Annotated in this window: 12 protein-coding genes; 6 read left to right on the forward strand and 6 right to left on the reverse strand. The window is 72.6% G+C overall.

What is annotated here, in order from left to right; translation table 11 throughout:
- Positions 1-5 precede the first annotated feature (5 nt).
- Positions 6-323, reverse strand: coding sequence for a tetratricopeptide repeat protein (locus tag WMF28_RS40690; RefSeq protein WP_437599103.1), 318 nt, complete (start codon positions 321-323; stop codon positions 6-8).
- On the reverse strand, positions 320-841 hold the full coding sequence (hpt, locus tag WMF28_RS40695; protein WP_437599104.1) for a hypoxanthine phosphoribosyltransferase: 522 nt from the start codon (positions 839-841) through the stop codon (positions 320-322). Before hpt ends, WMF28_RS40690 begins: the two co-directional genes overlap by 4 nt.
- 155 nt (positions 842-996) lie before the next feature.
- Here hpt and WMF28_RS40700 point away from each other — a divergent pair, with 155 nt between their 5' ends.
- Positions 997-1,452, forward strand: a complete 456-nt coding sequence (locus WMF28_RS40700) for an acyl-CoA thioesterase (protein ID WP_437599105.1) — start codon at positions 997-999, stop codon at positions 1,450-1,452.
- Between the two features lie 10 nt (positions 1,453-1,462).
- On the opposite strand, the gene WMF28_RS40705 is transcribed toward WMF28_RS40700, so the two are convergent.
- Both WMF28_RS40705 and WMF28_RS40710 read right to left on the reverse strand, forming a co-directional pair.
- On the reverse strand, positions 1,463-2,773 hold the full coding sequence (locus WMF28_RS40705; RefSeq protein ID WP_437599106.1) for a hypothetical protein: 1,311 nt from the start codon (positions 2,771-2,773) through the stop codon (positions 1,463-1,465).
- Positions 2,770-3,525 carry an HAD family hydrolase gene (locus tag WMF28_RS40710; RefSeq protein ID WP_437599107.1) on the reverse strand — a complete coding sequence of 252 codons (756 nt, stop codon included), beginning with the start codon at positions 3,523-3,525 and terminating at the stop codon, positions 2,770-2,772. The genes WMF28_RS40705 and WMF28_RS40710 overlap by 4 nt, the downstream gene beginning before the upstream one ends.
- Before the next feature lie 217 nt (positions 3,526-3,742).
- On the opposite strand from WMF28_RS40710, the gene WMF28_RS40715 reads away from it, so the two are divergent.
- The gene (locus WMF28_RS40715) at positions 3,743-4,135 is read left to right on the forward strand and encodes a hypothetical protein (RefSeq protein ID WP_437483119.1); all 393 of its coding nucleotides are present in this window, start codon (positions 3,743-3,745) and stop codon (positions 4,133-4,135) included.
- Positions 4,136-4,231: 96 nt separating this feature from the next.
- On the opposite strand, the gene WMF28_RS40720 is transcribed toward WMF28_RS40715, so the two are convergent.
- Entirely contained in the window at positions 4,232-7,207 is a 2,976-nt protein-coding gene (locus tag WMF28_RS40720) for a carboxypeptidase regulatory-like domain-containing protein (protein ID WP_437599109.1), read from the reverse strand.
- A 91-nt stretch (positions 7,208-7,298) separates the two neighbouring features.
- Entirely contained in the window at positions 7,299-8,561 is a 1,263-nt protein-coding gene (locus WMF28_RS40725; RefSeq protein WP_437599110.1) for a LeuA family protein, read from the reverse strand.
- Positions 8,562-8,954: 393 nt separating this feature from the next.
- Between WMF28_RS40725 and WMF28_RS40730 the strand changes: the two genes are divergently transcribed.
- Genes WMF28_RS40730 through WMF28_RS40745 form a run of 4 tightly spaced genes read left to right on the forward strand, consistent with a single transcriptional unit; the run spans position 8,955 to position 14,297 of the window.
- Positions 8,955-11,252, forward strand: coding sequence for a heme lyase CcmF/NrfE family subunit (locus WMF28_RS40730; protein WP_437599112.1), 2,298 nt, complete (start codon positions 8,955-8,957; stop codon positions 11,250-11,252).
- Positions 11,249-11,818 carry a cytochrome c-type biogenesis protein CcmH gene (locus WMF28_RS40735; RefSeq protein WP_437599113.1) on the forward strand — a complete coding sequence of 190 codons (570 nt, stop codon included), beginning with the start codon at positions 11,249-11,251 and terminating at the stop codon, positions 11,816-11,818. The genes WMF28_RS40730 and WMF28_RS40735 overlap by 4 nt, the downstream gene beginning before the upstream one ends.
- Positions 11,819-11,868: 50 nt before the next feature.
- Positions 11,869-12,684 carry a hypothetical protein gene (locus tag WMF28_RS40740; RefSeq protein ID WP_437599114.1) on the forward strand — a complete coding sequence of 272 codons (816 nt, stop codon included), beginning with the start codon at positions 11,869-11,871 and terminating at the stop codon, positions 12,682-12,684.
- Entirely contained in the window at positions 12,684-14,297 is a 1,614-nt protein-coding gene (locus tag WMF28_RS40745) for a carboxypeptidase-like regulatory domain-containing protein (RefSeq protein WP_437599115.1), read from the forward strand. Before WMF28_RS40740 ends, WMF28_RS40745 begins: the two co-directional genes overlap by 1 nt.

A 14,297-nucleotide genomic window follows, 5' to 3' on the forward strand; every position in this document is an offset into this window, starting at 1 on the left:
TGGCGTCACGCGTCGTCGTCGCCGTCGAGCGCCTGCTGGAGCTCGCTCAGCGCGTGCTGATCTCCCTTGCTGCGCGCGACCCCGATGCCGTCGCTCAGCCAGGAGCGCCCCTCGTCGCGGCGGCCTGCCTTCACCAGCATCGTCCCGCACATGAGGTACATCGGCACGTAGCTCGGGTCGATCGCCCGGAGCGCGCCGAACGTCGCGAGCGCGTCGTCGTGGCGTCCCTGCCCCGCGTACTCCAGCGCGAGCGCGTACCAGTGGAACGGGTCCTTCGACCCGCCCTGGGTCATCTTCTCGAGCATCAGCAGCCGCTTGCTCACGTCGCCTCCACAACGCCGATGAACGGCAGGTTTCGATAGCGCTCGGCCCAGTCGAGCCCGTAGCCGACGACGAACTTGTCCTCGATCGTGAAGCCCAGGTAGTCGATCGGCACCTCGACCCGCGCGCGGGCCGGCTTGTGCAGGAGCGCGCAGACCTTCACGCTGTTCGGCATCCTCGTGCGGAAGAGCTGGAGCAGGTGCGAGATCGTGAGGCCCGTATCGACGATGTCCTCGATGAGGAGGATGTCCTCGCCCTCGATCGGGCGCGTCAGGTCCTGCGTGATCTGGACGACGCCGGTGGAGGCCGTGCCCTCGCCATAGCTGCGCACGCCGAGGAACTCGATGCGCACCGGGAGGTCGATGTGGCGCGCGATGTCGGCGGTGAACACGAAGCTCCCCTTGAGCACCGAGACGAGCACGAGCCGCCGCTCCGCGTAGTCGCTGGTGATCTGGGCGCCGAGGTCGCGCACGCGGGCGCCGATCTGCTCGGCGGACAGGAGCGTCCGGACGTTCGCCATGGCGCCCGCTAGCATCGCGGCGCCCCCGCCACCAGCGCCGAGGCGCGTCCCTCGTCACCTGCGCGCCGCCGACCGTTCCCCATCCCTTGCGTTCCAGGTCGCGCGGCCGCTCCGCCGCCCCGGTCGAAAGTGGGTTAATCTCGGTGCCTCCCGCGATGCCGCCCCTTCCTCCGCTTCCTCCGCCCGATGCGCCCCCGCACCTCACCTCGCGCACCCCGCTGGCCGTCCGCTTCTGCGAGACGGATCTGATGGGCATCGTCCACCACGCGAACTATCTCGTCTACCTGGAGGCTGGCCGCATCGACTGGCTGCAGCGCCGCGGGATCTCCTACGAGGAGATGGTCCGGCGCGACCTTCACCTCGCTGTCGCGGAGCTGCGGATCAAGTACCGCCAGGCGGCGCGGTTCGGCGACAACCTCGTGGTCGAGACGACCTGCCGCGAGATCCACAGGGTGACCGCGCGCTTCAGCTACCGCGTCCTCCGGGGCGAGGAGGTGATCTGCGACGGCGACATCCTCCTCGCGTGCCTCGGATCGAGCCTCACGCTGACGCGGATCCCGGACGACATCGCCGCGCTGCTGTCGAGCCCCGAGACGACGACCGGCAGCTAGCGGCGTCCGCTCAGTCGCCCTCCGCCGCGCCTGCGTCGGCCCCGCTGCGCACGAGGCGCGCCGGCATCTCGACCGTCTGCGGCGGCTCGATGCTCTCGCCGAGGAACGTGCGCCACTGGACGACGTAGCGCCCGCGCAGGGGCCCGGCGACGTAGCGCTCGCTCATCGGCGGCACCGCGACCGCGGGGATGCCGTCGACGAGCAGGTAGAACAGCGCGTCGGTCTGATTGACCGCGACGAAGCCCTCGCCGGGCGCGCCCGGGTCGACGCTCGCGGGCAGCGGGAGCGGCTCTTCCCGGATGGCCGCGAGCTCGTCGCGCGTCAGGAAGACGCCGCCCTGCGCCGACGGGAGCCCCGCGGCGGCGTACGCCGCGCCCGGGGGCGGCATGAGCATGTCGGTCGAGATCAGGTCGGTGCGCCGGTCGACCGACGTGACCTCGAACGCGACGCCGCCGCCGCTCTGCCAGGCGTAGTTCGCGTAGAGCGGCACCTCGCCGGCCACGCACTCGGGCGACTTCGGGTCGACGCCGAGGATCTCCAGCAGCGCCCGGCAGAGCAGGGGCCCCCCTTCGCCGGCCTCGGGCACCCTGCCGAGCTCGAGGTACAGCGCGCCGAGGCTCGCGTGCATCTCGATCTTGCGGACGTCGATCTCGAGCCGCTTGCCTTCACCGACCGGGCGCGCCGAGCCGGCCGACAGCGGCGTCACGTCGACGCGCCGCTCGCCGAGCAGCGTGCGGAGCGCCCCCGGCGGCACGACCCGGTACTGGGTCAAGGCCGGCCAGAGCAGGACCTCCCCGTGGACGTCGTGGCGGGCGCGGAGCTCCGAGCCGGAGGGCAACGGGAGCGCCCGCGACGTGAACTGGACCCGCATGCGCCCCGTCTCGGCGAGATCGACCTTCCACGTCAGCTCGGTGAGCCGCTGCGCCGCGTGGATCCCGGCGGCAGCCACCTCGGGCGCCTTGGGGGGCTGCGGCACGTCGCGCCAGCGGAAGGCCGCCGCGAGCGTGACGCCCGGGAGCTCGCGGGACGAGAGCGTGTCCTCCGGCAGGGGGGTCGCGGGCGGCAGCGGCAGCGGCAGCGGCGACTGCTGGCTCGCCTCGGACATGATGATCCGGCCGTAGTCGTCCGACACGAGCTTCGCGCTCGCCTCGGCCGCCGAGGCGTCGAGCAAGTCCGGCGTCTCGTTCGCGAGCGGCGCGGGGAGGATCCTCGCGTTCGGGCTCGCCCCGGCCTCCACGAGATCGGCGGGCTGGTGGCGCGACGGCTCGCACCCGGCGGCGGCGAGCAGCAGGCCGACGGCGGCGACGCGCGCGCTGATCACGGCTCCCGCTCGAAGGTGTGGATCACCTGCACCCGCCGGTCGAGCGGCGGCGGGTCGGGCGCGTACTGCGTGTCCACGAAGACCGCGGTGCAGCGGGGATGGCAGGCCACGAGCAGGTTGCAGTTCGCCGCCTCGTTGTCGAACACCGCGATGACGCGCCCGAGCCGGGAGAGCTGCGGGGCGACGCTCCGCTTGAACTCGGTGTCGGGCATCTCGAACCTCGGCTTCACGACGAGCTCCGTGCCGATGACCCCGATGGGGAAGCCGAGGTCGCGCAGGCTCGCGAACGAGCCGAGCGCCATGTTCGGGAGGTCGCGCCCGGTGAGGTACACGAGCGTCGCCCCCGCCGCGTGGCAGTCGCGCGCGTACTGGCTCGCGCCCGGCACCTCGACGTCGTGCCGGATGTGCGGATCGTTGAAGAAGCGGGCCTTCCAGAACTCGAAGGCGTGCAGATGGAGCGACTCGTCGTCGACGCCGAGCCGGCGCAGGTTGTCCTGGAACCCGTACCCGATGCCCTCGGGCGCCGCGTGCTCGAGGAGGGCGGCGGCGTGCGGGTGCTTGCGGCGCCACTCCTCCGCGAGCTCGTGGAGGATCGCGACCACCCGCGGCCGGTTGTCCATGAGGGTGCCGTCGAGATCGAAGACGATCACGGGAGGCCCCTCGGACCGGTCGGCCGCCCGCTCGACGATGGAGTTCAGGAGCCGCGTCCGCTCGAGGGGGACGAGGCGCTTCTCGTGGAACAGCGTGCTCAAGGTCGTCGCGCCGCGAAGGAGCGCGTCTTCCGCGCTGCTCCTCCGGCGGAACCCTAGCGCGAACTCGCCCTCCCCAGAAGCCGCGGCATCCACCCCCGTGGCCGGAGCGCGTTATGTCCGTAAGTGTGCAGAAATATCCTACATTGTTGGCCCCGCTGTTCCGCTTTTCGTAGCATTTTCTACACCGGGGACCCCGAGACCCCCCGAAGGAAGGCCCATGCAGAACCGCATCATGACCGCTCTGGCCCTGGCGATGGCGCTGACCGCTGTGTCGGGCTGCTCGAAGACCCCTCGCGATCGCCTTCAGGGGCGCTGGTATGGCGACTCCATCGAGAACGCCCCCGTCGAACAGCTCACGAAGGCGACCGGATGGGTCAAGGGGACGGCGCTCGAGTTCAACGGCAGCAAGGTCACGGTGACCGTGCCCGCGGAGACGCCGCGCAGCGGCACCTTCAAGGTGGCCAAGGCGGAGGGCGATCAGGTGACCGTCGCGTTCCTCCGTCCCGAGGGCGGGCTCGATCAAGCGGAGTTCCGCTTCGCCACGGATCACACGCTGCGCTGGGAGATCGGCGACGGCCGCGCGATCGTGCTGGCCAAGGCGAAGAACTGAGATCGGGTGGCGCGCGCCGCCGCGCCCCCGCGCCGCGCCCCCTCCTGAGCCGCTGCCGGGCCCCTCGGCCGGCCGAGGGCCCTGCCACGCGGCCGCCTACCGCCGTACCCGCTCCCGCCGCACCCGCGTGAGCCACCGCGTCTCGCCGCGCTCGCCGTCGCGCGCGAGCAGCACCACGACGTCCTCCGAGAGCGGCCCGGTGAGGCGCCGCCGCGCCTCCTCGATGGAGCGCACCTCGGCGCCGTTCACGGACAGGAGCCGATCGCCGGGCTCGATCCCGGCCTCCTCCGCCTCGCTCGCCGGAGGCACCGACACCACGGTCACGGTCCGGCGCGCCTCGCCGAGCGTCACCGCCAGGCTCCCCGCGCCCTTCGGGTCCTGCCGCGCGCCGCCGCCCGGCAGCGCGATCCTGACCCGGTCGATCGTCCTGCCGGCCCGGACCTGCACCGGCTGCGACTCGGCGCGCCCGAGCTCCGCGCTGTACGCCTCGAGCACCGCCGTGCCCTCGGGCAGGCCGCCGAGCTGGAACCGCCCGTCCCGGTCGGTGGTCACGACGCCCGGCGGCAGCGGGCCGAGCGGCAGGTACGTCGGCACGCGGTCGCGCGCGACGCGGGCCCCTGCGACCGGATCGCCGCGCTGATCGACGACCTGGCCGGCGACCTCTCCTGCCTCGAACAGGTCGATGCGCCCGAGGTCCGTGGGGCGATCGGGATCGCCGGCGAGGGTGACCCGCAGCGTCGCCGGCGCGAACCCGTCGCGGGTCACCGTCACGCGGAACTGGCCCGGCGCGAGGTCTCCGAGCGTGAAGGCGCCCTCCGCGTCGCTCGTGGCGCGGCGCGGCCCGGTCGGCGAGAACAGCGTGATCCGCGCGCCCTCGAGCCGCTCGCGCCCGCCGCGCCCGGTCACGGTGCCGGTGGCCTTGAGGGCGGCGCTCATCTCGAGCCGCAGCGCCTTCGGCGCGGCGTCGACCTGCTCGACGCGCGAGGACCTGCCGGAGCGCACGAGGCTGATCCGGAGCGGGAGGCCGGCGGCGTCGGGCAGCCTCGCGTCGCCGTCGTCGTCCGTGAAGAGCGTCTTGCGGAGCGGAACGGCGACGTCGAGCGAGAGGACGCGCACCTCCACGCGGTCGATCGGGTAGCCGCGATCGTCGGTGACGTGGAGGGCCACCGCCTCGCGCACCTTCGGGAGGACGACCTCGATCTCCTTGCGATCGCGCTCCGGGACCTCGACGACGAGCCGCGCCACGACGTCGCCGGGCGACTCGGGCCGGGAGACCGAGACGAGCACCTCGTCGGGGACCGCGGCGAAGGCGAACGTGCCGTCGTCCGCGGAGTACGTCACCCGCTCGAGCGAGCCGGCGGTCGCGGCCAGCTCGACGCGCGCGCCGGCGACCGGCCTGCGGTCCTCCTCGAGGACGCGGCCCTCGAGCAGGCCGCCCTGGCGCATCACCACGCGCACATGGGCCTCGCCGCCCGGCTGCAGCGTCACGATCTCGCTGGACGTCTCCACGTACTCCGGGTGGCGGACGATGGCGTGGACGCGCCCCGGGGTGACGGGCTCGGCCCGGAAGGTGCCGTCGGCGCGCGTGACCCACGGGTCGCCGGACCGCGCCGCGGCGGCCGGGACGAACGCGTCGCCGCGCGGCAGATCCGGGATGGGGCCGGGCATGACCCCGAGCTCTCCCGCCGGGATGAGCGGCGCTGGACCGGGCAGGGCGCGCTCGAAGTGCTCGTCCCTGAACTCGGACATCGCGGTCGTCTCGTCGATGGGCATCCCGTCGGCGTCGGCCCCGACGATCTCGAGGGTCGCGCCCGGGACCGGGTAGCCGCGGTCGTCCACGACCTCGCCCACGAGCGCGCCGCCGCGGAGCAGCGGGATGCGGACCTCGGCGGCGCCTGCGTCGACCTGCACGGCGTTCCTCGGCACGAAGCCGGCCGCCAGGGCCGACGCGCTCGCGTACCCCGGCGCGATCGGCCCGAGCGTCACGGATCCGTCGTCGCCCGTGCGCCCGTGCAGCGGGAACGCCGACAGGCCCTGCTCGACGAGCACGACGTTCGCGCCCTTCACGGCCGGCGCGTCCTCGCCGTCGCCGTCGGTCACGAGGAGGCGCACGTGGCGGCCGGGCCCGAGGACGAGCTTCACCTCCTTGCCCTCGCCGCGCCTCACGGGCACGGCGAGCGCGGTCGCGCTCACGGCGGCGCCGCGCCGCGCCTTGAGATCGTACACCCCGTCGCGGAGCCCGGCGATCCTCGCGGCGCCGGTCGCGTCGGTGGTCGTGCTGCGCGCCGGCCACAGGCCGGTGCCGGCGGCGAGCACGGTCGCGCCGCCTGCGGGCTGCCCCTCCGCGTCCACCACCCGGACCGTGAGCGCGCCGAGCCGATCCATGCGGAGCCTGAGCGGCACCGGCCCGGGCACGATGCCCGTCCGCACGGTGTCCTCGAAGCCGAGCGCCGACGCGCGGACGACGTAGGGCGCCGCGCCGAGCCGCTCGAACCGCGCGCGGCCCCCCTCGGCGGTCGTCGCGACGAAGGGGAGGGGATCGGCGGTCGCGACCGTGACCTCGGCGCCGTCGATCGGGCGCTCCGCCTCGTCGACGACCAGCACGTCCAGCACCTTCGCGGGCCGCAGCACGAGGTCGACGGCGCGCGGCCCCGGCTCCAGCGCGAGGCGCGTCGAGGCGCGAGCCCGCTCCGCGCCGTACGCCATGATCCACGCCTCCCCGGACGGCAGCCCGGCGAAGCGAGCCTCGCCCGCCAAATCGGTCCTCTGCTCGCCGGCGAAGTACGCCCGGTCCTCGCGCAGCGCGAAGACGCGCACCGTGGCGTCCTGGAGCGGGCGCCCCTGCTCGTCGCGCACCGTGGCGGTGAGATCGGCCGCGCGCCCTTCGACCCAGGCGGGCACCGGCGGCGCGGGGATCGACGCCTGCGGCAGGAACCGCGGGCCCAGGTCGCGCAGCGTGGTCGCTGCGAGGAAGCAGACCAGCGCGGCGATCGCGGCCAGGACGGCATCGAGCCGCGACCGGCGCTCGGGCCGGTCGGCTTCGGCTGCGGGTTGCTTGTCCTGCTCGGCCACGGCCTGGATCTCTACTCCGGATCCGCGAGAACGCCGAACCTCCGGGGACCGTTCCCGCGGGCGGGGTCCGCCCCCGGTCGATGTCGCCGGCTCAGGCCTGGCGACCGCGGTGCTGCTCGATCACGGCCAGGATCTCCTCCTCGGCGAGGATGTGGTCCGTGGCCTTGGCCTTCACCAGGATGGCGTCGACGAGCTCCTTCGAGGGCTCGATCTTCCGCTGCCTGAGCCAGTAGTTCACGTTGGAGGCGCCGGACATGTAGCCCACGCAGATCTCCTGCTTCCGGCCGAACATGCCTGCCGGGACGCCGGAGTAGATCCGGTCGGCCATCCAGGAGTCGCCCTTCGCCTCGGCCTTGATGATGGCCGCCGCGTGCACGCCGGTGGCCGTGCGGAAGGCGTCCCGTCCGACCAGGGGGTAATTGATGGGGACCTCCCAGCCGACCGCCTGCGCGGCCGTCGTGCAGTACTCGAGGAGGTGGGTGAGGTCCTGGTGCTCGAGGAGGCCGAGGAGCTTCATGTTGAGCAGGATGAGCTCCATGGCGGCGTTGCCGACGCGCTCGCCGATGCCGAGGGCGGTGCCGTGCACCCGGTCCGCGCCGAACTGGAGCGCCCAGATCGCGTTCTCGAGCGCGAGCCCGCGGTCGTTGTGGCCGTGCCAGTCGATGCCGACCGAGGCCCCGGCCCCGGCGACGATGGCGCGCGTGAAGTTGATGAGGTTGCGGACCCCGTCGGGCGTCGCGTGCCCGACGGTGTCGCACAGGCACAGCCGGGACGCGCCGTGGTCGATGGCGACCTTGAAGAGCGTCGCCAGCACCTCGGGGCGCGAGCGCGTCGTGTCTTCCGTGACGTAGGCGACCGGCAGCCCGGCCTTCACGCCCGCGTCGATCGCGTCGGCGCTGCGCTGGGCGATGAGGTCGACGTCCCATGCCTCCGCGAGCTGCCGGATCGGGCTCGATCCGATGAAGGCGTAGATCTCGACCGGGATCCCCGCGCGCTGCGAGATCTCGATCATCGGCGTGATGTCCGAGACGACCGTGCGGCCTGCGCAAGCGATGCGGAGGGGCAGGTGGTTGTCTGCCACCTCCTTGCACATCCGGAGCACGTCCTCGAAGGCCCGCTGCGAGCTGCCGGGCAGGCCGACGTCGGCGATCTGGATGCCGACCTTGGCCATCAGGTGGAGCAGCTTGAGCTTGCTCTCGATGTTCGGGTCGGCGACGGAGGGATTCTGCAGGCCATCGCGCAGGGTCTCGTCGAAGAAGCCGATCTCCTTCGGAATGACGCGCCCGACGCGGCCCACCTCGTTCCAGTCGTAGATGAGATCGGTCGGGCGGATAGCGGCGGCAGCGATCGCCATGCTCTGAGTATAGTGCGCCGTTCTCAACGCCGAGCCTGAAACGAAGCTCTTCCGGCGCGCTCGACATGACGCGCGGCGCAGGCGAAGACGCGGAGAACGACGCTGGTGACTCCGTGATGCATGCTCCGTCACATCGCGGTCGCGCGGAGGATCCGAGCACGCGGGCCGGCGGCGACGACGAGCGCGGCCGGCGCCTGCGAGCGCGCAGGCCGGCATCGACGCCGGCGGGGCAGGGTGCAGCCCCGTCAGAAAAAGCGCCGGGGCCAGGACGGGGCAGACGATCGCGAGCGCCACGCGCACAGCAGCGCGCGTTCAGCGGCGGTGAAGGCTGAATTGGCGGGCGCGGTGCGCTGGCCCTGCGCGCCTGGCAAGCCTAAGCTTCCGGCCACAACGATGTGGCAATCCCTCCCTGAGTTCGGGACCGGCGTCCTTTACGCCATTCTGGTGACCGCGGCGTATACCTTCGCCGTCGGGCTCGCGTCGGCGCGCGGGCGACCGCGGCTGCTGCAGGCGGCGCGGCTCGGCGCGTACGGCACGATCGCGCTGGTCGGCCTCGCGGTGCTCGTGCTGGCGTACGCCTTCGTCAGCCACGACTTCCGCATCGCCTACGTCGCCCAGTACAGCGACCGGTCGATGAGCACGCCGTACCTCATCGCGGCGCTCTGGGGCGGGCAGGACGGCTCGCTGCTCTGGTGGATGTTCCTGACCGCGCTGTTCGCGGGAGGCTGCGTCGTCTGGCTGCAGCGCCGGTACCTGGAGCTCCAGCCCTACGTCATCGCGACGCTGATGAGCGTCCTCATCTTCTTCGCAGCGCTGATGATCTTCGCGGTGAACCCGTTCCGCACGAGCGTGGCGGGCGCCCCGATCGACGGCAACGGGCTGAACTACCAGCTGCGCAATTTCTACATGATCATCCACCCGCCGAGCCTCTACATCGGCTTCACGAGCGCGGCGGTCCCATTCGCCTTCGCGATCGCCGCCCTCGCCACGGGCCGGCTCGACAGCGAGTGGATCGTGGCGACGCGGAAGTGGATGCTCTTCTCCTGGCTGTTCCTCTCCATCGGCAACGTGCTCGGGATGCTGTGGGCTTACGAGGAGCTCGGCTGGGGCGGCCCGTGGGCGTGGGATCCGGTCGAGAACGCCGCGTTCCTCCCGTGGCTCACGGCGAGCGCCTACGTGCACTCGACGATGATCCAGGAGCGCCGCGGCATGCTGAAGGTGTGGAACGTCTCGCTCATCTGCGGGACGTTCTTCCTCACCATCTTCGGCACCTGGCTCACGCGGTCGGGCCTCATCGCGAGCGTGCACTCCTTTGCCCAGTCCGGCATCGGCATCTGGTTCGTCGGCTTCATGGCCGTGATCCTGGCGACGTGCACCGCGCTGATCGTCTACCGCCTGCCGCGGCTGCGCAGCGACGGGCAGTTCGAGTCGCTCTTGTCGCGCGAGGCCGCGTTCCTCCTCAACAACTGGGGCCTCTTCAGCATCATGATCTTCATCGCGGTCGCGACCGTATGGCCGCGCATCAGCGAGTGGCTGCTCGATCAGAAGTCGACGCTGGGGCCGACGTTCTACAACATGTGGCTCCCTCCGGTCGCCCTCGTGGTCTTCTTGATGATGGGCGTCGCGCCGCTGCTCGGGTGGCGGAAGACGTCGCCGGAGCTCTTCCGGAAGAGCTTCCGCTGGCCGGTGCTGGCCACGGTCGTCACGGTGGCGCTCCACCTCTCGCTCGGGAAGAAGGTGGGCTTCGCCCCGTTCGTCGCCGTGGACCCGATCTACCCCGGCCAGCTCGGCGCCGCGCTCGCGAAGCTCGCGTCGACCTACCCGTTCATCACGGTGGCGATCGCCTCGTTCAACGTCGCCGTCGTCATCCAGGAGTTCGCCCGCGGCATCGCGGCGCGGCAGAAGCGCGGGGGCGAGTCGCTCTTCACCTCGTTCTACAACCTGATCGCCAGGTCGCGGCGCCGCTACGGCGGCTACATCGTGCACGTTGGCATCGCGGTGATGTTCATCGGGTTCGCCGGCCGCGCGTGGGGCGTCGACAAGGAGATCAGCCTCCGCCCGGGCGAGGCCGTGGAGATCGAGGAGTACCGCCTCGTCTACGCCGGTCCGCGCATGGAGGTCGACAGCGAGAAGCGGATGGTCTTCGCCGACCTCGACGTCGAGCGACACGGCACGCCGGTCGGCCGGATCAGCCCGGCGAAGTACATCTACAAGGCGACCCCCGAGGCGCCGTCGACCGAGGTCGCCCGGCACATCACGCTCAAGAACGACCTCTACGTGATCATCGGGATGGCGAACCCCCAGACCAAGGTCGCTTCCTTCCAGCTGCACGTGAACAACCTGATCTCGTTCATGTGGTTCGGCGCGGGGATCCTCGTCCTCGGGGCGCTCATCGCGATGTGGCCCGACATCGTGCTCGAGGAGGCCGGCGCGTTCGGCTATGTCCGGGCGGGAGGGTCGGTCGTGGCGTCCGTCGTGTTCGCCTTCCTGCTCGCCGGCGGCCCGTCGCAGGCCTACGGACGCCCCATCCAGGAGAGGCTCGGGCCGCCGATCCTGCAGGCGCCAGGCGACGTCGACGACGACGACGCCCGCGCCCCCGCCTCCGGCGCGTCCGTTCATCCCGGGCGGGCGCCGGCGATCGGTGCAATGCTCCCGACCGCTGCCGAGCCCAGGCAGCCAGCCTTCGAATGAGCCGCACACGACACCTTATCCACGGCATCACCCTCCTCGCCGCAGGCGTCATCGCCCTCGTCGTCCTGCTGCGCTCGCCGGAGTTCGCTCACGGCCAGCAGCTCGGGGAGGGGATGCAGCGCTCGGGCACCGTCGGCATCCAGAGCGACGACGAGCGCAAGCTCTTCTGGAGCGTGATCTGCACGTGCGGCTGCCCGCGTGAGACCCTCGGGACGTGCACCTGCGGCTTCGCCCACGAGCGCCGTGATGAGCTCCGCGCGGCGCTCGCGTCGGGGCTCTCGGTGGAGGCCATCAAGGCCGCCTACGCCGAGCGCTTCGGGGCGGAGGCGCTGTCCGTACCGCCGAACAAGGGCAGCCAGCGGCTGATCTACCTCCTCCCGCTCGGCGCTATCCTGGGCGGCGCCGGCGTCGTCATCATGACGCTGCGCCGCTGGAAGCGGCGCAGCGACGAGGCGGGCGCCGCCGGCGAGCGATCCCGGAAGGGCGTTGTCCCCGGCGCGCGCGACGATTACGACGACAAGCTCGACGAGGAGCTCAAGAACCTCGACCGCGAAGACCGCGCATGAGTGCCGAAACGTCCGCCAAAAGCGCCGCCACGGCCACGGCCCACGCGGCCGTGATCCGGGGCTCTGACTCGCCGCTCGAGCGGCAAATCGTTCACTACGCCCGCTTCGGGGCGCCGCTCGTGGCGCTCGTCGGCGCCGGCGTCGCGGGGCTCGTCGCCGGGCCGCCCGCGGCGATCCTCGTGCTCGCCGGCGGCGCGCTCGTCGCCGTGATCGCCATCTTCTGGGCGAGCCTGCGCGTGCTGCTCGGGGAGACGCCGCTGAGCGGCGCCGACGCGTACGCCATCGGCGCGCCGCGCGCAGAGGAGGAGCAAAAGCAGGCCGTCCTGCGCGCGCTCAAGGACCTGGAGTTCGAGCGGAGCGTCGGGAAGATCAGCGACGAGGACTACGCCGAGCTGGTCGCGAAGTACCGCGCCGAGGCGAAGCGGCTGCTCCGCGTGCTGGACACCGACGCGCAGCCGCGGCGCGAGCAGGTCGCCGCGCTCGTGGCGAGCCACCTCCGGCGCGCCGGGCTGCAGGACGACGGCGGCGTGGACGCCCCGGGGCAGGGCGAGGACGCGGCCGCGAGCGCGCCGGAGGGCGCCGCCGCCGCGCCGGAGGGCGCCGTCACGGAGGCCAGACCGGCGAAGCAGGAGCGCGTTCCGGAGCCGGCGGCGGACGGCGAGAGCGACCTGGCCGCGGCGGCGGAGGAGCGCGAGGCGGCGCAGGCGCTGGCGTGCGCGGCCTGCGGCACGCTGAACGACGAAGACGCCGTGTTTTGCAAGAAGTGCGGGACGAAGTGCGCGGCCGGCGCGCCGCTGGCCGACCCGGCTGCGACGGACGAGGCCGTGGCCGGCGTCGACGAGAACGACAGCAGGAGGGCGTTGTGATGCGCTGGACCAGGTACACCCCGCTGGCCGCGATCGCCTCGCTGAGCATGACCGCCGCGCACGCGGCGCAGGCGCAGCCGGCTGCTCCGGCCCCGCCCGCGGCGGCCGCCGCCTCGGCGCAGCCCGCGGCGGGCAAGGCGGCTTCCGCGCAGCCCGCGGCGCCCAAGCAGGATGCGAAGACGCTGGCGCCGAGCGCGGCGAAGCCGCCGGCGGGGGCCGCGGCTGCCGGGAGCGCGAGCCCCGCTGCAGCCTCGACGGCTGGGGCGGACGCGGGCGCCCCCGACGCCGCGGGCGCTCTGCCGCCGGGCCATCCCGAGGTCGGGCAGGAGCTGCCTTCCGGTCACCCTCCGGTGGGAAAGCCTCCCGCGAGAGACGCGGCATCCCGGCGCGCTTCCGAGGCGGCGACCGGCCTGTTCGAGGCGCCCGAGGACACGGCCCGGGAAGACGCCGCCCTCCCGCCCGGCGTCCTCGTGCTCACCGTGCAGGACGCGGACGGCAGGCCCGTCCCTCGCATCCCGGTCGACGTCGACATCATGCAGAGCTCGGTGACGAAGGGCGACTCGCGCGAGCGCGTGAAGCGAGAGACGGACGACGCGGGCACCGTCCGGCTCGAGAGCCTCACGATCGGCGGCGGCACGAGCTACGGCATCTCGGTCACGCGCGACGGCGGCACGTTCTCGCTGCCGCATTTCGGGCTCAGCGCCGAGGCCGGCAAGCGCGCCGTGCTCCACGTCTACGAGGCCACGTCGGACGTGAACAACCTGCTGGTCGGGACGCAGGGCATCATCTACCTCCAGCTCCGGCAGGACTCCATCTCGGTGGAGCAGCTGTTCCAGGTCTACAACCTCGGCCGCGTCGCCTGGCTGCCCAACGAGACGTTCGCCCTCCCGCCCGACTACAAGGCGTTCAACAAGACCGAGAGCATGGACGAGGTGCGCTTCGAGGAGGTCAAGGGCACCGGTGCGGCGCTGCGCGGCACCGTGAGCCCCGGCCGGCACGAGGGCCAGTTCCGCTGGCAGGTCCCGCTCAATATGGAAGAGCGCCAGACGATCCGCATCGAGCTGCCGCCGCGCATGGCCCAGATGCGCGTGATGGCCGAGGCGTCGAAGTCGATGACGCTGAACGTCGCCGGCTTCCCGGCGGCGCAGCGCACCCAGAACCGGGACGGCAAGAAGATCCTGATCACCGAGCGGCAGGGCACCCGCGTGGAAGGCGGGCTGAAGACCCTCGAGATCACGCTCGGCGGGCTGCCGACGCCCAGCGTGGGCCGATGGATCGCGCTCCTCCTGGCCGGCGCCGCCGTGATCGGCGGGGCCGCGATGAACCTGGCCCGTCGGCGCGACGAAGACCGCGGGCCCGACGACGAGGAGCGGCGAGAGCTGATCGAGGCGCGCGACGCGCTGCTCGACGAGTTCGTCGAGCTCGAGCGCGCGCGCAAGCGGGGCGACGTCGGTCCGAAGACGTACGATCGCATCCGGGGGGCGCTCCTCGACGCGCTCGCGCGCCTCGTGGCCATGATCGAAGCGAAGCCGGCGCACGCGAAGGCCGCCGGCTCGCGCGAGCCGGCCGGCGCGCGGCGGAAGGCGGACGCTGCCGGGTCGCCGCCCCCCTGA

The organism is Sorangium sp. So ce590 (genome assembly GCF_051521365.1).
In the GTDB taxonomy this organism is placed as follows: domain Bacteria; phylum Myxococcota_A; class Polyangia; order Polyangiales; family Polyangiaceae; genus Sorangium.